Origin of the sequence: Oceanobacter antarcticus (assembly GCF_044962685.1) — a bacterium.
GTDB classification, from domain to species: Bacteria; Pseudomonadota; Gammaproteobacteria; order Pseudomonadales; family Oceanobacteraceae; genus Oceanobacter; species Oceanobacter antarcticus.
The window spans coordinates 103,873-123,033 of record NZ_JBBKTX010000010.1 but is presented as its reverse complement, the minus strand read 5'-3'; the positions used below and the strand labels follow the sequence as shown (position 1 = coordinate 123,033).

The 19,161-nt window shown below is 53.7% G+C and carries 20 protein-coding genes; 1 reads left to right on the top strand and 19 read right to left on the bottom strand.

What is annotated here, in order from left to right:
• Nucleotides 1-168: 168 nt before the first annotated feature.
• On the bottom strand, nucleotides 169-1,347 hold the full coding sequence (gene bktB / locus WG929_RS09885; RefSeq protein ID WP_369857310.1) for a beta-ketothiolase BktB: 1,179 nt from the start codon (nucleotides 1,345-1,347) through the stop codon (nucleotides 169-171).
• A gap of 185 nt (nucleotides 1,348-1,532) precedes the next feature.
• Between bktB and WG929_RS09880 the strand changes: the two genes are divergently transcribed.
• Entirely contained in the window at nucleotides 1,533-2,555 is a 1,023-nt protein-coding gene (locus WG929_RS09880; RefSeq protein WP_416205902.1) for an AraC family transcriptional regulator, read from the top strand.
• Between the two features lie 205 nt (nucleotides 2,556-2,760).
• Here WG929_RS09880 and fliQ read toward each other — a convergent pair whose 3' ends face one another.
• The 18 genes from fliQ to WG929_RS09790 form a co-directional block, all read right to left on the bottom strand.
• Complete coding sequence (fliQ, locus tag WG929_RS09875) at nucleotides 2,761-3,030, bottom strand: flagellar biosynthesis protein FliQ (protein ID WP_416205901.1); 270 nt, start codon at nucleotides 3,028-3,030, stop codon at nucleotides 2,761-2,763.
• A 35-nt stretch (nucleotides 3,031-3,065) separates the two neighbouring features.
• On the bottom strand, nucleotides 3,066-3,743 hold the full coding sequence (gene fliP, locus WG929_RS09870) for a flagellar type III secretion system pore protein FliP (RefSeq protein ID WP_416205932.1): 678 nt from the start codon (nucleotides 3,741-3,743) through the stop codon (nucleotides 3,066-3,068).
• A gap of 122 nt (nucleotides 3,744-3,865) precedes the next feature.
• The gene (gene fliO / locus WG929_RS09865; protein ID WP_416205900.1) at nucleotides 3,866-4,483 is read right to left on the bottom strand and encodes a flagellar biosynthetic protein FliO; all 618 of its coding nucleotides are present in this window, start codon (nucleotides 4,481-4,483) and stop codon (nucleotides 3,866-3,868) included.
• Entirely contained in the window at nucleotides 4,458-4,928 is a 471-nt protein-coding gene (gene fliN / locus WG929_RS09860) for a flagellar motor switch protein FliN (RefSeq protein WP_416205899.1), read from the bottom strand. The genes fliO and fliN overlap by 26 nt, the downstream gene beginning before the upstream one ends.
• A gap of 82 nt (nucleotides 4,929-5,010) precedes the next feature.
• Nucleotides 5,011-5,979, bottom strand: a complete 969-nt coding sequence (fliM, locus tag WG929_RS09855) for a flagellar motor switch protein FliM (RefSeq protein WP_416205898.1) — start codon at nucleotides 5,977-5,979, stop codon at nucleotides 5,011-5,013.
• 9 nt (nucleotides 5,980-5,988) lie between these two features.
• Nucleotides 5,989-6,522, bottom strand: coding sequence for a flagellar basal body-associated FliL family protein (locus WG929_RS09850; protein ID WP_416205897.1), 534 nt, complete (start codon nucleotides 6,520-6,522; stop codon nucleotides 5,989-5,991).
• Between the two features lie 369 nt (nucleotides 6,523-6,891).
• Nucleotides 6,892-8,172, bottom strand: a complete 1,281-nt coding sequence (locus WG929_RS09845; RefSeq protein ID WP_416205896.1) for a flagellar hook-length control protein FliK — start codon at nucleotides 8,170-8,172, stop codon at nucleotides 6,892-6,894.
• Between the two features lie 280 nt (nucleotides 8,173-8,452).
• Nucleotides 8,453-8,812, bottom strand: coding sequence for an Hpt domain-containing protein (locus WG929_RS09840; RefSeq protein ID WP_369857302.1), 360 nt, complete (start codon nucleotides 8,810-8,812; stop codon nucleotides 8,453-8,455).
• Between the two features lie 3 nt (nucleotides 8,813-8,815).
• Nucleotides 8,816-10,540, bottom strand: coding sequence for an ATP-binding SpoIIE family protein phosphatase (locus WG929_RS09835; RefSeq protein WP_416205895.1), 1,725 nt, complete (start codon nucleotides 10,538-10,540; stop codon nucleotides 8,816-8,818).
• Nucleotides 10,541-10,550: 10 nt separating this feature from the next.
• Nucleotides 10,551-10,856 carry an STAS domain-containing protein gene (locus WG929_RS09830; RefSeq protein WP_369857300.1) on the bottom strand — a complete coding sequence of 102 codons (306 nt, stop codon included), beginning with the start codon at nucleotides 10,854-10,856 and terminating at the stop codon, nucleotides 10,551-10,553.
• A gap of 145 nt (nucleotides 10,857-11,001) precedes the next feature.
• Nucleotides 11,002-12,048, bottom strand: a complete 1,047-nt coding sequence (locus WG929_RS09825; protein ID WP_416205894.1) for a protein-glutamate methylesterase/protein-glutamine glutaminase — start codon at nucleotides 12,046-12,048, stop codon at nucleotides 11,002-11,004.
• 54 nt (nucleotides 12,049-12,102) lie between these two features.
• The gene (cheD, locus tag WG929_RS09820) at nucleotides 12,103-12,756 is read right to left on the bottom strand and encodes a chemoreceptor glutamine deamidase CheD (RefSeq protein WP_416205893.1); all 654 of its coding nucleotides are present in this window, start codon (nucleotides 12,754-12,756) and stop codon (nucleotides 12,103-12,105) included.
• Nucleotides 12,753-13,619: a CheR family methyltransferase gene (locus WG929_RS09815; RefSeq protein ID WP_416205892.1), complete on the bottom strand. Its 867-nt coding sequence runs from the start codon at nucleotides 13,617-13,619 to the stop codon at nucleotides 12,753-12,755. Before WG929_RS09815 ends, cheD begins: the two co-directional genes overlap by 4 nt.
• A gap of 3 nt (nucleotides 13,620-13,622) precedes the next feature.
• Nucleotides 13,623-15,590, bottom strand: coding sequence for a methyl-accepting chemotaxis protein (locus WG929_RS09810; RefSeq protein ID WP_416205891.1), 1,968 nt, complete (start codon nucleotides 15,588-15,590; stop codon nucleotides 13,623-13,625).
• A 39-nt stretch (nucleotides 15,591-15,629) separates the two neighbouring features.
• Nucleotides 15,630-16,124, bottom strand: a complete 495-nt coding sequence (locus WG929_RS09805; RefSeq protein WP_416205890.1) for a chemotaxis protein CheW — start codon at nucleotides 16,122-16,124, stop codon at nucleotides 15,630-15,632.
• Nucleotides 16,125-16,133: 9 nt separating this feature from the next.
• On the bottom strand, nucleotides 16,134-18,362 hold the full coding sequence (locus WG929_RS09800) for a chemotaxis protein CheA (protein WP_416205889.1): 2,229 nt from the start codon (nucleotides 18,360-18,362) through the stop codon (nucleotides 16,134-16,136).
• Between the two features lie 4 nt (nucleotides 18,363-18,366).
• Nucleotides 18,367-18,729 carry a response regulator gene (locus tag WG929_RS09795; RefSeq protein ID WP_416205888.1) on the bottom strand — a complete coding sequence of 121 codons (363 nt, stop codon included), beginning with the start codon at nucleotides 18,727-18,729 and terminating at the stop codon, nucleotides 18,367-18,369.
• A gap of 85 nt (nucleotides 18,730-18,814) precedes the next feature.
• Nucleotides 18,815-19,111: an STAS domain-containing protein gene (locus tag WG929_RS09790; RefSeq protein WP_416205887.1), complete on the bottom strand. Its 297-nt coding sequence runs from the start codon at nucleotides 19,109-19,111 to the stop codon at nucleotides 18,815-18,817.
• Nucleotides 19,112-19,161 lie beyond the last annotated feature (50 nt).

Sequence of the window (19,161 nt, the reverse complement as noted above, 5' to 3'; positions counted from 1 at the left end):
CCCCGAAAGCCGAATCGTTGTGAAGTGTGACGTCGATATTGTCAGAGAATATTGAGACAACACCGCTTTTGAACAAATTTCACCTGATCGTCATACATCAAGATGACATTCTTGCCCCTGCCCGACGGCGCAGCGACAAGATATCGCGTTCAAAGATAATCGCTTCGGTCAGTCGCGGGCAAACAATGCCGCAATCCCCTGACCGCCACCAATACACAAACTCACCATGGCATACTTGCCGCCGATACGTTCCAATTCGTACAGGGCTTTAACAGTAATAATGGCTCCCGTGGCACCAATCGGATGCCCCAGTGCGATACCACTGCCATTCGGGTTCAAACGCTCCTGTGGCAGCTTCAATTCACGTGCTACCGCCAGCGCTTGCGCCGCAAAGGCCTCGTTCACCTCATACACATCAATATCGTTGGCGTTCAGACCCTGACGTTCCAGAATCTGCCGGATGACTGGCACCGGGCCAATGCCCATGATTTTCGGATCCACACCATGAACGGCATAGTCCACCAAACGCCCCAGTACCGGCAGGCCACGTTTTTCGGCCGCTTCACGTTCCATCAAGACCAGTGCGGCAGCGCCATCGTTCAACCCCGAAGCATTACCAGCGGTGACCGTGCCGTCTTTCTTGAACGCCGGGCGCAGCTTTTCCATATCCGCCACGCTGCAATCCATACGCACGTGTTCGTCCTGTTTAAACTCTACCGTGCCTTTACGCGACTTGAGCTCGATTGGCAGAATCTGGCTTTCGAAATAACCGTTTTCAATCGCATTCTGGGCACGCTGATGACCCTGGGCGGCATAAGCATCCTGATCAGCACGGGAAACCGAGTATTTTTCTGCGACGTTTTCTGCCGTTATACCCATATGAATATAATTAAATGGACACGTCAGTGCCGACACCATCGGATCAATCATGGCACCGTCACCCATACGTTGACCAAAGCGGGCCGTTGGCAAATGATAGGGAGCACGGCTCATCGATTCTGCACCACCGGCAATCACGGTTTCTGCCAGCCCCAATTGCACCTGCTGCGCTGCCGTAATCACCGCCTGCAAGCCGCTGCCACACAAGCGGTTCAGCGTCAGTGCCGGAGCGGATTCACGCACACCACCATTCACTGCGGCAACTCGCGCCACGTACATATCACGCGGTTCGGAATGAATCACGTTACCAAACACCACCTGATCAACCTCATCGCCACTGATACCGGCGCGCTTGATGGCTTCTGCCACCATCGCGGCCGCCATATCACAGACTGCGGTATCTTTAAGACTGCCACCATACGTACCGATTGCAGCGCGAACGCCACTGACAACTACGACTTCTTTCATTGTTATTCTCCCGAGTTTCACGATGAACGCGCCAACCGCATAACGGTGGCTGATGATGACGCTATTAACCCTCATATTGGCCAATGTCGCCCATTGCCGCGCCAGCCGAATTCTTAACATTATCGGACATCAGGGTTATGCTCTGTGCCGAATAACTACTATGGCCCTCTTTCTGTGACGCCACCATGACGTTTGAACGCAGTTCGATTTCCATGCACTACGCCCGCACCATTGCCGCCGCCGCGCGCCGCCATGGTCTGGACGACCAAAAGTTGTTGGCCGACGCTGGACTCGACCCGACTCTGGTGGTGGCAACACGAGGGCCCCGCATGACATCGGAACAATTCGCTGCCCTGTTGCTGGGTTATTGGCGTTGCGCCAATGATGAATTTCTCGGCCAGACACGCACTCCTGGAAAACACGGCACCTTTGCCTTGATGGCCAAACAGGCCGTCAATGCCCGTAACCTGCGCGGTGTCTACCGCCATATCAGCCGGTTTTACGATCTGTTTACCGAAGAGTTCCAGCTCACACTAAGAGAAGAAGGCAACGAAGCCTGGTTTGAAATGACCCTGACACACCCGCAGCTGGATACCGACCACTTATTTACCGAGTTTTTTCTGCTGTTGTGGCACCGCTTTCCGGGCTGGTTGATCGGCCGGTTTATTCCGTTAATCCGGGTGCAGGTCAGCTACCCACGACCAGCCCACGGCCGCGAATACCGGCTGATATTTCCAGCAGAGGTCACTTTCGACCAACCCCGCATTGCCCTGGTCTTCGACCGCCAATTACTCAACGAACCGCTGGTACAAACCGAAGATACCCTGCGTAACCACCTCGAAAACGCTCCACTGGTATGGGTAACACGGCCCAACTTCTTCCCCCATTACACCCGTAAGGTCACCAACTACCTGACCCATTGCCTGCACACACAACATACCCTGAGTCAGGCCAGCATGGAGACCGCTGCGACGGAATTACACGTCACCAGCCGCACACTGCGACGCAAGCTCACTCAGGAAAAAACGTCCTTCCAGGCACTCAAGGACAAGGTCAGACAAGACCTCGCCATTCAGCTACTGAACCAGCCAGAACTCACCATCAGCCAGATATCCCAGCGACTGGGATTCTCCGACCCGGCAGCCTTTACACGGGCATTCAAAAGCTGGCTGGGCATACCACCGAAGGAATATAGAAAAAGCGGATAACGCAGGAACGCGGTCATTTGCAGATGCGCTCCCAGGGGGGTCTCAATGATTAAACCGAGCCTGATGAGAGCCAGTTGGGTCAGGGTCAATATCCCGCCATGCAGTGTTGTCGGACTTGAAAAAGACGCGTCATTTCTCGGCGTCCAACCTTGCCTGGCGGAATCTTTCCTCCTGACAGGCCGTGGCAAATAATTGAGAACGCCCCCTAGCCTATCAGGAAGGGAATATTCATATAAATCTCACGGGTGTAATCAATCACCATCCCCACCGCCCAGGGACCCAGGCCAATAATTGCCAACAACGTCACTACCAGCCGTGGCAAAAAGCTGAGCGTCTGTTCGTTAATCTGGGTAGCCGCCTGAAAGGTACTGACTATCAGGCCAATAATAAGACTGGGCACAATAATCGCGACGACGACAATCAGTACGATGTACATGGCGCTGGTAAAAATATCGCCGATATCATTGGGGGTCATGGTTGATCTCCGTGTTCTGGCACATGGCCATATGGCTAAACCGTGCCAAACGAATTGGCCAGCGTCCCCATAATCAGCGCCCAGCCATCAATCAGCACAAACAACATGATTTTAAAAGGCAGCGAAATAATCACCGGCGACAGCATCATCATCCCCATTGCCATCAAAATACTGGCAACCACCAGGTCAATAATCAGAAAGGGAATAAAAATCAGAAAACCGATCTGGAACGCAGTTTTCAACTCGCTGGTAATAAACGCCGGAATCAATATATGAATCGGGGTATCCGCCGGGCTGGCAATATCATCCCGGCCGCTGATACGTACAAACAGATCCAGATCATTTTCGCGGGTTTGCCCCAACATAAATTCATGGATCGGTATCACCGCCCGTTCAAGCGCCTGTACCGAGGTAATCTTTTCACTCAGGTAAGGCTGCAGCGCCTGCACGTTGATAACCTGCAAGACCGGCATCATCACAAACAGGGTCAGGAACAGCGACAACCCTAACATGACCTGATTGGATGGCGTTTGCTGCAAGCCAATGGCCTGCCGCAAAATCGCCATGACGACCACAATACGGGTGAACGAGGTCATCATAATCAGCAGTGACGGCAGCACCGACAACAGCGTCATGATGGCCAGAATCTGAATCGTTACCGTGTACTCGCCGCCACTCTCGTTGGCCTGATACACCAGTGCCGGAATGCCCATACCACTCAATGCCTGTAACCCGCCGCTCGCCCCGTCCGCTGCCAGTACCTGACTGGCGCCGAGTAACAATATCAATCCGGCGACCAGCGGCTTCAACGTCAGCCACCTGATATATCCGTTCGTCATACTCTGGCCGCCTTTTTTAATAACTCGGCAAATCCCATCGGGGCAGCGGCAGGCACAGCTGCCGGCGGCGACTCCAACGGCGTATCCAGCTCAGTCAGCAGGCTTATTTGCCGCGCGGTAATACCCAGCACCAGTTGTTTGTCACCGACCTGAACCACTGCAATTTTTTCCTTGATACCCACCGACTGGGTCGCCAGTGTACGAATCATCGGCCCACGCCCTGCATGGGCTGGCCCACCCCAATTGCTCCGCAGTCTCACTTGCTGCGCCAGCCAGGCCAATAACACAATCAATCCCAACACCAGCACCAGAAACAAGGCCACCTTGCCTGCCGATGCCATGGGACTGCTACCGGTGTCCAGTGTCTGGGGACGAGTGATTTCTAACCGATTATCGGTGTTTGGATTCAACCTAATACCGGTGCTGCTGTCACTGTTTTCGACACTATCACCAGCAGTGCTACTGGCGGCATCAGAGGCCAATGCAGACAGTGGCAGCATGCATCCCGCTGCCAGTAACAGCGTCAATGCACACAAGTGCTTCAGTACACCACCGGAGTGTTTTTTACCGTTGGCCCACATTGGCCGTCTAGCGCAAGCGTTGGATACGTTCACTCTGGCTCACCACATCCGTCAGGCGGATACCAAATTTATCGTTCACCATCACCACCTCGCCATGGGCGATCAGGGTGCCATTAACCAGCACGTCCAGCGGCTCACCGGCGAGACGATCAAGCTCCACCACCGAACCCTGATTCAGTTGCAGCAGGTTACGAATAGGAATCTGAGTACTGCCTACTTCCATGGAAATACGTACCGGAATATCCAGAATCACATCCAGCTCCGGGCCATCCGGGTTGGCGACTACCCGCTTGCTTTCGTCCTTCAGCTCTTCCAGCTCCACCGCCTGGACTTCGTCCTCCGGCACATCGCCAGATTCTTCCATCGCCGCCGCCCATTCATCGGCCAGCGCCTGATCATTCTGTCCGGCGGCATCGATTCCGGCAGCCACCTGATCGGCCAGTGCCTGGGGGTCGAGCTCTTCGTTGTCATCACTCATGTTGTACTTCCTGTCGGCTCACAATCACGACCATGGGTCGTTACCATCGATAGTTACCATGGAGCTACCATGGATCGTTCGGCTAGCGCCGTTTGGGTTTGATTTGTTCCGTTATCTTGACCGCCAGGTTCTCTCCGGAGATCCCCATACGACCGCGCAGCACCGGTACGCCATTGGCTTGCAAGATAAACTGCTCGGGCATTTCGATCGGAATAATGTCGCCAGCCTTGAAGGCTGCCACTTCGCGCAAACTGATCCGCCGTTCTGCCAGAGTGCCGTGTAATGGCACGGTGGCTTCGAGAATGTCTTCACGTAACGACTGCATCCAGCGCTCATCCACATCGTCGATGTCACTCTGTACACCGGCGTCCAGAATTTCCCGAATGGGTTCAATCATTGAGTAGGGAATCGTCAGGTGTAAATCGCCGCCACCGCCATCCAGCTCGATATGGAAGGTGCTGACCACCACCACTTCGCTGGGGCTGACAATATTGGCCATGGCCGGGTTCACCTCGGAGCCAACGTATTCGTAGTCGACTTTTAAGACTGGCGACCAAGCCTCCATCATGTCGTTAAACACCTGGCTCAGAACCAGCTGTACAACCCGGATTTCTGTCGGGGTAAATTCGCGCCCTTCAATCTTGGCGTGGCGGCCGTCACCACCAAAAAAATTATCCACCAGTTTGAACACCAGTTTGGCATCCAGAATAAACAACGCCGTACCACGCAGTGGGCGCATCTTCACCAGGTTGAGGCTGGTAGGCACATACAGGGTGTGTACGTACTCACCAAATTTCATGATCTGCACACCGCCCGATGAGACATCCGCACTGCGTCGCAGAAAGTTGAACATACTGATACGGGTGTAACGGGCGAAACGTTCGTTGATCATCTCCAGCGTCGGCATACGGCCACGCACAATGCGGTCGTTGCTGGTCAGATCGTAGTTGCGAACACCATTGCCATCACCGGGGTCGTCCGGCTCAACCGCGCCGTCATCCACACCGTGAAGCAAGGCATCAATTTCGTCCTGGGACAATAAATCCTGCACGCTGAATACCTATTGCATGACAAAGTTGGTGAAGAGCACAGCCTCGATATCATCCGGCTCGATAAAGGCTTCACGTTTTAATAGTTGGGATACGCGCTCGTGAAGATTGGCTTGCAAGGCTTTACGGCCTTCATCCGTCCGGAGTTGAGCAAATTCCTGCTCACCCAGAACCCGCAATATTTCGTTACGAACCATAGGTTCGTTCAGGGTTAACGCATCAATCGCGGTTTGTTTACGGCTCATCACTTCGATACTGACCTGCAGAAAGCGCTGCCTCGGCCCCACCTGATAACTCACCACAAACTCGGGCTTGAGCATGATGTACTGCGCCGGAACTGGCGGTTCTTCCACCACTTCTTCCTCGACAACCGCTTCACCTTCAATCATGGCAGCATCCGTTCCGGCCAACAAAAACCAATACGCCGCTGCACCACCCCCACCAAGTAACAGCAAAGCCAGCACAATAAAAAGAATGAGCTTCAGTTTGCTTTTGGGCTTGGCCTCTGCACCTTCATCAATTTTCAGATCCTGCTCTGTTGCCATAACTGGCTCCGTTGGGTCGGTGGGTAACTGTGGACAGACACCATCGTTCGGGTCGCTCCGGCACAGCACCACAAGGTTGCTCTTTATAGGATTCAGCAATTGCTGTGCCAGCCATTTTCGTCAAAAAATCGGCACGTAATCACAGTCGAAGTCTTTCAGTTGCTGCGCGCAGCAAGCAAAACACTCATTACCAGTGTAGTTGCTATCAGGTCACCTGCTTGCCAGCGGCCAACAGCAGTCGCGCTGCCAGAACACACCAGAGACAGGGAGTACAGGCCAGAGAGCATCAACATTGGGAATGGCCAGTGAACACTGGCCGGAAGGAAAAGAGCAGCTGATCATGCCCCGTAACAGGAGCAAGCGATCAAGTCAGGCGTAGGTACTGAGCAAATGCAGTCCATCCGTTTCAAGATTGGCGTGAGGCTCGGCCATATCAGCCGTCAAGTTATCGTCATCATCCAAAAGATCTGACGCCAGCGTGTTTGCAGCCTCCGCATCATCCCGTCCGGAAAATCCCTGACCTGAGGACTGTTCCGACACGTCAAAGCCAGCCAGCGTCAGGCCCTGTTCGGCCAACGCCTCTCTTAACCGCTGTGCCTGGGATTCCAACACCTCTTTCACCTGAGAATTTTGCACCTGTACAGACACTCGGGCCTGATCATCGGCATCTACCGTCATCTTGATTTCCAGCGCCCCCAGCTCTGGCGGATCGAGGTGTATGCGGGCTTCCTGAATATCTGCCGCGATCATGGTTAACAAGCGTCCGCCCAACGCCCCACCCCAACGCTGGCGATCACTGCCAAACTCCAACGCCTCCGGACTGCTACGATCACCCTCCAGCAACGTCTGATCGGCGGACAGGCCTATATCCAATGCTTCCCCAGAGCCTGAATCCACTGAGCTGCTCATGGCATCCGTCGCCCAGCCAGCCATCGCTCCGGCCAAGGAAGACGGTGCTTGCGAACTGCTCAGAGCAGCGGACAAGGTTGGCTTTTCTGCTGCGGCTGCCAGCGTATCATTGGCAACCTCTGCCCCCATGACATCAGCCAGGTCGATATCGTTGCTGGCACCGGCATTCACCGCCATTACACGGGTCTTGGCCAACTCCGAACTATCCAGATCCGAACCAGCGATTCCAGAAGCATCCACTGAGGTCGCCATGGCAGCTGGAGGCAGGGCTGACGCAATGGCAGATCCAGACTGGCCAGACCAGGAGCGAATTGTAGGCTCTGACGCAGTAACGCCTGGATACAACGGCAACATGCCCAGATCCGGAAACAGGAGCAGGTTGGTTTCATCCTCATTAACAGTGCCTTCCAGCTCGCTGCCATCGGTGAATACGGTTGCGTCTTGCCATTCTGCCAACCCAGGCTGCGCCAGCGCGAATCCAGACAGCTCACCTGCCGCACGAATTTGCCTCAATACCTCAGCGCTGTTTAATGCCTCAGACGGCAAAATCTCACCGGTTAACGGCAACGTCTGTAGGCTCGATTGTTCGCTCAAACCATGATCAGTGGTCGCTGACGATCGGTTGATTAATCCGGCAAACCGACCACCATCAACCGTTGGCAGGCTGGTAGATAGGCCAACAGCCGTCTTGGCTGCAGGTTTTGGTAATAAAAATTCGGACCCAGTGGGTGTCAGGCTCATGCATCTCTCCGAAGATAGTTCACAACGGAACGTCTGCTATCGATTCAGCAATTAACACGCCAACTAAAAAATAAGGGGATTTTACCTCGGCGGACAACACCCTGATCCGACACCAGTATCCTTGCCCCAGGCCATGACCGGCCAGCAGGCGTTCTCAATGATTAAACCGGGTCTGCTGAAGGCCAGTTGGTTTCAGAACAAGGGATGAGGAGCACGGTTTAGCGGGCTAAATAAGCGACGAATAACGCCGGACTGGGCTGTGAAGAAGCCCGACAGTCTGCTAGTGAAAATGACGCTGGATACACTCCTTGACAGCAGCAAATTCCTGATTGATGGCAGCCAGTAACTGACGCGCCTCCGTCCAGTCCACATCGTCCGCTTCCTTGTCTCGCAGAAAATCTTCCAGTTCCTTGTTGCAGTGCGACAAGGCAGCGGCGCAGACATTGCCGCTGGCTCCCTTGAAGCTGTGAGACAAATTACCCAACCCGGCGACATCCTGCTGCACCCAGGCCGCATTCATTTTCGGTAGTCGACTTTCGGAATCATTAACAAACAAGGTGATCAGATCGTCGAACTCGTCGTCCATCACGTCGCGCAGTATGTCTAATGACTCGCTATCAAAATGGTCCTGCAATTTCATCGGTTATCCCTCACTCAGCTGGGGCCAGTGAATAACGGCCTCCACCTCATTTCCTTTACCAAAGTAGGTAACAGACTCGCATATCTGGTGAACCAGAGGAATACCCCGGCCAGAATATTGATGTTTTTCAATCACGTGGGTATTCACTGCAGCGCGTTGCTGCAACGCCAGATAGTCAAAGCCATCACCACTATCAACAAATCGAACCCGTAGCTGTCCGCATGCGCCATTACCTTCGTGGTGCATCACGACCCGAATCCAACCCTCTTGCAAGCGTTCGATACGTTCCTGACGCTGCTGATAATAGGCCATAAAACCCTCCGGGGAGCGTTTCAGGGCTGAATCCAGCCCCAGCACCCCATGCTCCAGCGCATTACCAAACAGTTCTGCCATGACAGTGTATAACTGGCCGCTCATCATCCGCAGGCCCGGTACCTCCATCATAATATGCATCACCAGCGGCAGAGGATTAAAGTGACTCAGGCTGGACGGGCCCAGCTCATAGCTGAAGGACCAGTCCATCGGCCCTGCAGCCGACGCCAGCGCGAAGGATTTCGGATCATCTTCGAGTGTTTCCGGCAACGTCATCCGCACTTCCAGCAAGGTAATATCGTCATCACGCTCGCTGTTTTTCTGAAACCCGGCCAACGCGGACTTGATCGTCGGGAAAATCGTATTCGCATCGGCCGCTGATTCAATGGCCGCCTGCAGCCGGTGCTGGCCAAACATATCACCTGCCGGATTGCGTGCTTCAAGAATACCGTCGGACCATAACAACAAGCGATCGCCCAGCTCCAGCGTGAATTCTTGCAACGAATCGACAAACCGGGAATCACTTAATACTCCCAGCGGCAAGTGCTCGGAACGCAAGGTTTGCAGCGAGGCATCGGCCATCCGGTACAAATAACAATCCGGGATACCGCCCATCCAGACACTCGCCGACAGACGCTCAAAGTTCAGTTCGACCATCGCCGCGCAGCAGAAAAAACCAATGGGTAAAATCGAGTTCATCTTGCGGTTGATTTCGCGAATGATATCGCGCACTCCAAAGCCTTTGGCGGTCATGCCGTAGAAAATCTCGGCCAGTGGCAACGCACCAATGGCAGCGGGTAATCCATGACCGGTAAAGTCTCCCAACAACAGATTCATAGCCCCACTGGGTTGTCGTGCTGCCAGCAGTACATCACCGTTAAAGACAGCCAGTGGTGATATCAGATAACGAATATTATTGGCCGACAAACACCCCAGATGCGCCACGTTATCAAACACCGCTTTGGCAGCTTCTTGCTCATGCATCAGGTGTTCGTTATGGCTGACAATGGTATCGCGCTGTTGCTGCAGGGTCTGATGCATCTCCCGCATACGGTAAAACGATCGCACCTTGGCCTGCAATACAACCGGGTTATAGGGTTTATTAAGAAAATCGTCACCGCCGCTTTCCAGGCACTCCGCCAAGCCATAAGCGTCCGTCATGGAAGTCAGAAAAATGACCGGAACCAGATCTTCACCGGCATGATCCTTGATCAGTCGTGCTGCTTCCTTGCCGTCCATCACTGGCATGATGACATCCAGCAACACGATATCGGGAGACTCCGCTTTATAGAGAGCGACGGCCTCCTGGCCGTTTTCTGCGTCCAGAATTTCATGCCCCTGATTCTGGAGAATACGCATCAGAATCTTGCGATCGACCTGATTGTCGTCCGCAATCAATATCCGGATTGGCGGCATTTCGGTCGCCTCATTGGATACTGAACAATTGCTCAAAATTGGAAATGGTCAGGATTTTTTTCACATCCTGATTGCAATTCGTGATGCTGATATCGGCACCATCACCACCGGCGTGATCCCGTAACAGCAATAACATCCCTAAAGCAGAGCTATCGAGATAGGAGGTTTCTGCCAGATCAATCACGTAACGAAGCGCCGCTGGCTGCTGGGCTTCATAGGCATCCCGGAACGCTTGATGCGCACTGAAGTCAAAACGGCCAGATACCTTGATCGTCAGTTGCTTGGCATCATCAGACACTGCGGTTTCTACAGACATTTATCTATCACCTTATTCAATGATGAGAGCTGTCGCTCCCAAACGGTTTGTCTCACCCTGACCGTGATTGCACGGACTGCAGGGCGGGTATACATACTCAATATTTAGCATACGCTAACGGATTTGCACGGCTCCTCGCTACTTTTTATTTAGCCAGATCCAGCATACAAGTAGCAATTTTGTCCAGTGGCAAGACATGATCTGCTGCACCAATGTCAACGACGGCTCCTGGCATCCCCCACACCACCGATGAGGTTTCATCCTGCACCACGGTGCGAGTACCAGACTGGTGCAGCCGCTTTATCGCACTGGCCCCATCGCACCCCATGCCGGTCAACATCACCGCCACCAGTTCCTGCGCGGGTTTAACCGCCGTGATTGCATCAAACATTACATCCACTGAAGGCCGATGACGATTGACGGGGGCGCTGTCAGACAGTATGCAACGAATGGCGGTTCCATCGCGACGAAACGTCAAATGATGTGAACCATGGGCAATAATAACCCGACCAGCACAAACCTCCAGACCATTGCTGGCTTCCAGCACTTCAGGCTCCAGTATGGTATTCAGTCGCTGGGCAAATGAAGCACTGAACACTTCGGGAATATGTTGGGTGATCAGCATCGGCGGACATTGCGCCGACACCTGGCTGAGCAACGTCTTGATCGCCTCAGTACCGCCGGTGGAAGCACCCAGCACAATCCAGCGCCGATAAGCCGCTGCCGCTGCCGCTGCCGGTTTGACCTTCGGAGCAAAACGTAACGCATGAAACTTCTGCAGCGGCTGTACCCGTGCTGTCGCGGCCATGCGTACCTTTTCCACCAGCTGGCGGGCAAACAGCTGAAAATGCTGCTCGTTGCCGAGTTGCGGTTTGGCCAAGTAATCGAGCGCGCCAATCTCCAGTGCCTCCAGCGTGACTGGGGCACCGACCGCCGTTAATGTCGACACCATAATGACCGGCATGGGCCGTAATCGCATCAGATTACGGAGAAACTGCAGGCCGTTCATGCGTGGCATTTCCACATCCAGAGTCAGCACATCCGGGTTGAGTTGCTTGATCTTGTCACGGGCAATCAGCGGATCGTGTGCCGTCCCTACGACCTCTATGCCCTTTGCTTCCGACAGGATCTGGGTCAGCATTTTGCGTATCAGTGCTGAATCATCAACAACCAGCACACGAACATCAGCCATGCCTCAGCTCCAGAGAAAAGGTGAAAAATGCAACAGGGCACGTGAATCGTGCGCTCAGAACAGGTCAATCCCACCGCCGATTGGTGAGCTGGCCGTCTGCTCCACTTCCTTGCGGTATCGGGTTTCCCGATCCAGCAAGGTGTTGTTCTTCATATCGCGGATGCGGCGCACCTTGACCGCCCCCGTGTCCGGAAAATACAGCACCTTGCGGGCAAACACGTCGCCCACATCTGCTGCCGATACGGTAAACCCTTCATTGGCAAGATAGTTATAGGCAAAAAGGATATTACGCTGGCCAATATCAGTCATTGACGCAATTATCTGGCCACCGCCAAACAACTTGATTTCCATATTTTCCTTGCGGCCGCCACGTTTGAGAATCTCGTTAATCAGAAACTCCATCGCCCAATTGCCATACCGCGATGCCGAGGTTCCCGGATTTCCACCCCAGACGTCCGAGGAATATTCCGTTTGTTCCGGCAACATAAAATGGTTCATGCCACCGATGCCTCTGACCTTGTCCCGCACACAGGCAGAAATACAGGAACCCAGTACGGTGACCACCATTTCACCCGTGGTCGATACATAAAATTCACCGGGCAGTATTTTTGCCGTCCAGACTTTGTGCACATCGTCCCAGTAACGGTTGACGTGTTCAAAACCCTGACTGACAGGAGGCTGGACTGGCTGTTCAGCAAAAACTCTCATCTGATTTTCCGGTAGACGGTTTGACCCAGTGGCTGAAAACGCTCGCTGACACCCGCCAGGTTTTCGGAATGGCCGATACATAAATGGCCGTCAGCGGCCAGGTAATCCGCGAAATGGTCAAACAGCATCCGTTGTGAGTCCTTGTTAAAATAAATCACCACGTTGCGGCAAAAAATCAGATCAAACGGCCCATTCATCGGCCATGGTTCCAGCAGGTTCAAACGCTTGAAGTGCACCATGTTGCGCAAGTCGGCATTGATCTGTACCGAACGGCCATCCGGGGTCGGACGAAAATGGTTGCGTTTTACCTCCACGTCGAGCGACTCGATATGATCAAGCGGATAGATTCCCTGCTCGCCGGTTGCCAACACATTGGAATCCAGATCCGTCGCCAGAATGCGGATGTCCCAGTCTTTTGGAAACCCGGCGCGTAAAACACTGATCGCGATGGTGTAGGCTTCCTGGCCTATCGAGCAACCTGCTGACCAGATTCTCAGCCGCTTGCTGGCGCTGTTCTGTAGCTTCAGCCGAGGCAACAGCTGCTGATCGAGAAAATGAAAATGGTGTGGCTCACGAAAAAACGAGGTCAGATTGGTCGTGATTGCATTGATAAAATGGGACAGCTCCTGATCTGGGTGCTGCTCCAGATAAGCAAGGTAACGCTGAAAGCTGACCAACCCCGTCGCCCGGATACGCCGGGCAATACGGCCATAGACCATAGTGCGTTTGTGCGGCCCCAGTACGATCCCGGTATGGCGACCCGCCAGTTCAGCAATGGTATTAAAATCCCGGTCGGTCATATCAAATTCGGGTTCGTTACCATTGGCCGAACGAGAAACGCCTGCTATTGCCGCATTCACCATGGGTCAGAACTCCGCCCAATCGTCGTCACTCACTGGCAACGCCTTCGCTGCCATTGCTTTTACCGGGGCCGCCGGTCTGGCCCGTGCCGGTGTCACAGCGGGTGCCCGGAGTGCGGCATGGTTCATTGGTGTGGCGGTACTGAGGGTAAAAAACTCCATCATCTCCATCATCGAACGGGCCTGCTCCGCCATGGCTTCGCCAGCAGCGGAAGCTTCTTCCACCAGGGCGGCGTTTTGCTGGGTCATTTCGTCCATTTGGGACACCGCACTGTTGACCTGTTCGATACCGGATGACTGCTCCCGTGCCGCAGTGCTGATTTCGCGGATCATTTCTGACACCCGATCCACCGCTTCAATAATGTCATTCAGCGTGCGACCGGATTCGTTCACCAGAGACGTACCGGCATCCACCTTGTCGACACTGTCACGAATCAGATCCTTGATTTCTTTGGCGGCACCAGCCGACCGTTGCGCCAGATTACGAACCTCTCCCGCCACCACGGCAAAACCACGCCCTTGCTCGCCAGCCCGTGCAGCTTCAACAGCGGCATTCAAGGCCAACAGGTTGGTCTGGAAGGCAATCTCGTCGATCACCCCGATGATGTCAGCAATCTTCTTGCTGGCGCTGTTAATCTCATCCATTGCAGTGACGGCCTTGCTGACCACCTGGCCCCCAGCCATGGCCTTTTGCTTGGCGGTCGAAGCCAGTTCGTTGGCGTGTACCGAGTTTTCACTGGTTTGTTTCACCGCACTGGTCATTTCTTCCATGCTGGATGCGGTTTCCTCCAGGCTGGAAGCTTGGGATTCCGTGCGGCGACTGAGATCGGCGTTGCCCTGGGCGATTTCGCTGGCACCGGTCGATACCGTCGACGCCGATTCACGAATGCCGGTAATAATGTCGGTCAGGCGTTCAACCGTGGCGTTGGCATCCTGCTTGAGCTTGTCAAACGAGCCTTGATAATCATCATCGATACGCCGGGTCAGATTGCCGTGCGCCAGGGCATCAAACACCCGTATAGTATCGCTCACCACACTGTCAGAGATGGTCAGCAAACGGTTCAGCCCTTCTGCCAGTTTCAGCTGAAACCCCTGTTTGCCAGCGGTTTGAATACGACGCGACAGGTCGCCATTGGAGGCGGCATCGACAATGGCATCGATTTCCTTTTCGGCTCGCACTTCTTCCGTACGGTCTTGCCATTCGACAATGGTACCCAGCCGCTGCCCGGAGGCATCAACCCACGGCGATGCAATCAAGGCCATGGTCAGCCCGTTTACCTCAAAACTGGTGCGCAGCGGTTCGTTCAGATTCCCCAGCATGCCACGCTGATGGGCCGGATTTTTATGGAAAACATCCACATTACTGCCGAGCAAGGTGTCAATTCTGAAGTTGGGCAACCCTTTCTTCAGCGCTTCTTCCCGGTAACGTAACATAGTGGTTACTTCGTCATTGAGATACACAATGTTGAGATCATTGTCCGCCAGCATCACCCCCGCCTGACACACCTTCAGGGCATTGGCGATGTTGGAGTTGTATTCGTTTTCTTTGGCTTGCATCTTCTGGGCAGTGATGTCCGTTGCGTACTTGACCACTTTATAGGGCTTGCCCTCTTTATCCACGATCGGGTTATAGGACGCCTGAATCCAGACTTCCCTGCCGTTTTTACCAATCCGCAAATATTCGGCCTGCTGGAATTGGCCGCGATTCAGGGCATCCCAAAAGTGGCGGTACTCCGCACTTTCAGCCAATGCAGGCTCAACAAACAAGCGATGATGACTGCCCTGGATTTCATCCAGCCGATAGCCCATGGCACCAAGGAAGTTATCGTTGGCGGTAATGATGGTGCCATCCATATTAAATTCGATCACCGCCTGACTCTTGTCGAGTGCCTCAACCTTGGCTTCCAGCTCGCGGATTTTTTCGAGTTGAGCCGTGTCGACTTCCGGTGCAAACATCTTCTTCAGAAAGCTCATAATTTCTGTCCTTCCAGCAGTACGTGAAACAGGTTGTGGTTAGAGGTGAGTGACCAATGGTCCAGGCACACAAAGCAAGGACTCCACGTCCAGCAAAATCACCATTTTGTCATTGACATTGACCAGACCTTGCAGAAAGACCGAGTTGCCGTCTTCGCTCAACTCAGGCGCTTTGCGGGTATCGCATTGGGCAATGGTGTACACATCGGAGACCGCGTCGACCACAATGCCCATCACGCGCTCACTCGGGTTATCCACTTTCAGGATGATCACCACGGTGACTGGGCTGTATTCCACCGTTGGCAATCCGAAACGCACGCGCAAATCCATAATCGGCACAATAGTGCCGCGCAAATTGATCACGCCCTTGATGTAACCGGGCGAATTCGGAATGACGGTGGATTCTTCCCAGCCGCGAATTTCCTGTACGGCAAGGATATCTACACCATATTCTTCCCCTGCCATAATGAACGTCAGGTACTGCTGTTCACCCTGCGAGGCGCTTTCCGTCACGACCGTTTCGGTTGCTGTCATCGTCTTTACCTACGCTGCTGCTTCTGCACCGGACGTACTTGTCCGGCCATCCATTTTTTTGCCGACACCGGATATATCGATAATCAGCGCCACTGTGCCATCACCCAGAATCGTGGCACCGGAGACGCCGCCGACTTTCTGATAGTTCTGTTCCAGACTCTTGATCACCACTTGCTGCTGGCCGAGCAAATCGTCAACGACAATGCCGATTTTCTCGTTGTCGCCTTCCACCACCACCAGCATGGCCTCGTCGGGGTACTCGCCCGGAGGGCGCAAGTTGAACACCTGATCGAGACAGATAATCGGTATGTATTCGTCACGCAGCTTCATCACTGGCTGACTGCCGGTAATATTGTTGAGTGTCTGCTTTTGCAGCTGAATGGATTCCACAATCGACACCAGCGGGAAGATGTAAGTCTGTTTGCAGACTTCCACCAGCTGACCGTCCAGAATCGCCAGTGTCAGCGGTAGCCGAATCACAAAAGTAGAGCCTTTGCCTTGCTGCGACTTCACGTCGATGGTGCCATTGAGTTCGTTGATATTGCGGCGCACCACGTCCATACCCACACCACGACCGGAGATATCACTGACGATATCGGCAGTAGAAAAGCCGGGCAGGAAAATAAGTTGGTGAATCTCTTCTGCGGTCAGTTCCGCATTGGCAGCCACCAGACCACGTTCTTTGGCTTTCTGCAGAATTCGGTCTTCATCGAGGCCTGCACCGTCATCACGTACTTCAATGACGATATTGCCACCCTGATGAAAGGCATTAAGGGTGATGGTGCCACCTTCGTTTTTACCCGCTTCGAGGCGCTTGGCCGTCACTTCGAGACCATGATCGAGGGAATTGCGCACCAGATGTACCAGTGGATCACCAATTTTTTCCATCACGGTTTTATCTAGCTCGGTGTTTTCTCCCAGCATCACCAGATTGACCTTTTTGCCTAACTGGTTACCCAGATCACGTACCAGTCGCGGAAAACGACTGAAGACAAAGCTGATCGGCATCATGCGGATTTTCATCACACTTTCCTGCAACTCACGGGTGTTCTGTTCCAGCTGCGACAACCCTTCCTGCAAGCGCGCCAGTCGGTTCATATCAAAGTCCTGCCCCAACTGGCCCAGCATCGATTGGGTAATGACCAGTTCCCCGACCATATTGATCAGGCTGTCGACCTTGTCGATCGACACCCTAATCGATGACTGGTCGGTGCTTTTGGCGGTTTTTGAGGTTTTGGTCGCTTTCACTGGAGCAGGCTTGTCTGCTGCCCCGGTCGGTAGCGTAACAGCTGCTGCAACAGCGTTACTAACCACCGTTAGATCGGCAGTGGTCGCCATATCCGTTACGGTAACAGCCGTTGCCGTCCCTGTGGCTTCGTTATGACGACTGTTGTGATGGGTATCGGCCTGGATACCGTTCGGGGACAAATTCGGAGGAGAGTCCTGAACACCATCAGAATGCTCAACCTCAACAGTATCATCAGTCAAAGCGCATTCAGCCAATGGCTGATAGTCAATCTGACAGTCATCCGCGACCCACTCAAAGACCGTTTCGATATCCTCCCTGGCCACGGCACCAGCCAGCGTCAGAGTCCAACGGAGATAACACAGCTCAGGATTCATAGCGGTAAATTCAGGAATCGCTTGGCTATCCGCCACCACCGTGAACTGACCCTCAGGCACCAGAGCGGCAAGTTCGCGGAACATCCGGAACGGCTCATTGCCGGTTTGCAGCATATCTCTGGCAGGCACAAAATGAACACGCCAACCCGAGACCCCGGCAACGCCGTGTCCGTCTGGAGTGACGACGTCATCATCCTTAACCTCAGTCTCAACGACCTGATCCGGCTGAGCAGCCAGGATCGCTTCAAATTCGGTTTTTAACTCTGCAGACCGACCAGGCTCCGGTGCCTCCTTGTCTTTCAGGCTGGTCAAGATTGCCCGCAAACAATCCACCGATTGTAAAAACAGATCGACATGAGTCTGTATCAACGCTCGCTTGCCAGAGCGAATTTCGTCCAGCAGGGTTTCCACTACATGGGTAAATTCCGATACCGACATAAAGCCAAACGTACCGGCTCCTCCCTTGATGCTGTGAGCCGCCCGAAAAATAGTGTTGACCGTTTCCGCATCGACGCTGTCGGGCGACAGATCCAGTAGTTCGCTCTCCATGATATCAAGACCTTCGAAACTCTCTTCGAAGAACACTTGATGAAACTGGGACAGATCGATGCTCATGGCTTTACCCCAATACGCGTTTGATGGTGCTTAACAGTTGCTCCGGATTAAACGGCTTGACGATCCAGCCGGTTGCCCCTGCTTGTTTACCCTGTATTTTGATGTCACCAGCGGATTCCGTCGTCAGCATCAGCACCGGTGTAAACCTGTAATCGGACAGTTGGCGTAATTCTTTAACCAACTCGATGCCATTCATGTTTGGCATATTGACGTCAGACAGGACAAGGTCGTATTTGCCACGCCGGGCTTCCGCCAACGCCTCCACCCCATCACTGGCTTCCTTGACCTGATACCCCGCGCCTTTCAATGTAAAAGACACCATCTGGCGCATCGATGCAGAATCGTCGACCGCTAAAATACTCGCCATAACTGGACTCCCATGTGCTTCTTGATTGACCGGTTGCATAGACCGGTCGATTTACCCGAACCGGGTAAAGGATTAAAAATTCTGTTCAGGCCCCGGACATCTCGTTTTCCAGCTGCAAGGCTTGGCTCAAGCCCAAAATTGCGCAGGTATCGATGACGGCCGGGGAAACACTGGCCCAACAAACGTGATGACCAGAGCCGGAGACGACATCCATCAACGCCACCAGTAACTGCAGCCCAGCGCTGTCGCAATACTGCACATCAGCGGCATGAAGCTCGATATCGCAGGCATCACGCACCGCAATTTCCATTTCCTGGTGCAACGCCTCGACTCGCTCAATGCTGAGTCTGGCACCACAATCAATGGTGACTGACTGGCTCATGCTGCATCCTTAAAGTAGATAACCTGATGCTAAGATTAGACGGCTCACAG

Excerpts from the sequence above, each read along its gene's own strand:
- fliQ (WP_416205901.1), bottom strand. The coding sequence starts at position 3,030 with ATGACCCCCAATGATATCGGCGATATTTTTACCAGCGCCATGTACATC.
- WG929_RS09795 (WP_416205888.1), bottom strand. The coding sequence starts at position 18,729 with ATGGCGAGTATTTTAGCGGTCGACGATTCTGCATCGATGCGCCAGATG.
- WG929_RS09810 (WP_416205891.1), bottom strand. The coding sequence starts at position 15,590 with ATGAGCTTTCTGAAGAAGATGTTTGCACCGGAAGTCGACACGGCTCAA.
- WG929_RS09845 (WP_416205896.1), bottom strand. The coding sequence starts at position 8,172 with ATGAGCCTGACACCCACTGGGTCCGAATTTTTATTACCAAAACCTGCA.
- cheD (WP_416205893.1), bottom strand. The coding sequence starts at position 12,756 with ATGAGAGTTTTTGCTGAACAGCCAGTCCAGCCTCCTGTCAGTCAGGGT.
- WG929_RS09880 (WP_416205902.1), top strand. The coding sequence starts at position 1,533 with ATGACGTTTGAACGCAGTTCGATTTCCATGCACTACGCCCGCACCATT.
- fliP (WP_416205932.1), bottom strand. The coding sequence starts at position 3,743 with ATGGGCATTCCGGCACTGGTGTATCAGGCCAACGAGAGTGGCGGCGAG.
- WG929_RS09840 (WP_369857302.1), bottom strand. The coding sequence starts at position 8,812 with ATGAAATTGCAGGACCATTTTGATAGCGAGTCATTAGACATACTGCGC.
- WG929_RS09790 (WP_416205887.1), bottom strand. The coding sequence starts at position 19,111 with ATGAGCCAGTCAGTCACCATTGATTGTGGTGCCAGACTCAGCATTGAG.
- WG929_RS09800 (WP_416205889.1), bottom strand. The coding sequence starts at position 18,362 with ATGAGCATCGATCTGTCCCAGTTTCATCAAGTGTTCTTCGAAGAGAGT.
- WG929_RS09815 (WP_416205892.1), bottom strand. The coding sequence starts at position 13,619 with ATGGTGAATGCGGCAATAGCAGGCGTTTCTCGTTCGGCCAATGGTAAC.
- fliN (WP_416205899.1), bottom strand. The coding sequence starts at position 4,928 with ATGAGTGATGACAACGAAGAGCTCGACCCCCAGGCACTGGCCGATCAG.
- WG929_RS09805 (WP_416205890.1), bottom strand. The coding sequence starts at position 16,124 with ATGACAGCAACCGAAACGGTCGTGACGGAAAGCGCCTCGCAGGGTGAA.
- WG929_RS09835 (WP_416205895.1), bottom strand. The coding sequence starts at position 10,540 with ATGCCGCCAATCCGGATATTGATTGCGGACGACAATCAGGTCGATCGC.
- WG929_RS09850 (WP_416205897.1), bottom strand. The coding sequence starts at position 6,522 with ATGGCAACAGAGCAGGATCTGAAAATTGATGAAGGTGCAGAGGCCAAG.
- WG929_RS09825 (WP_416205894.1), bottom strand. The coding sequence starts at position 12,048 with ATGGCTGATGTTCGTGTGCTGGTTGTTGATGATTCAGCACTGATACGC.
- bktB (WP_369857310.1), bottom strand. The coding sequence starts at position 1,347 with ATGAAAGAAGTCGTAGTTGTCAGTGGCGTTCGCGCTGCAATCGGTACG.
- WG929_RS09830 (WP_369857300.1), bottom strand. The coding sequence starts at position 10,856 with ATGTCTGTAGAAACCGCAGTGTCTGATGATGCCAAGCAACTGACGATC.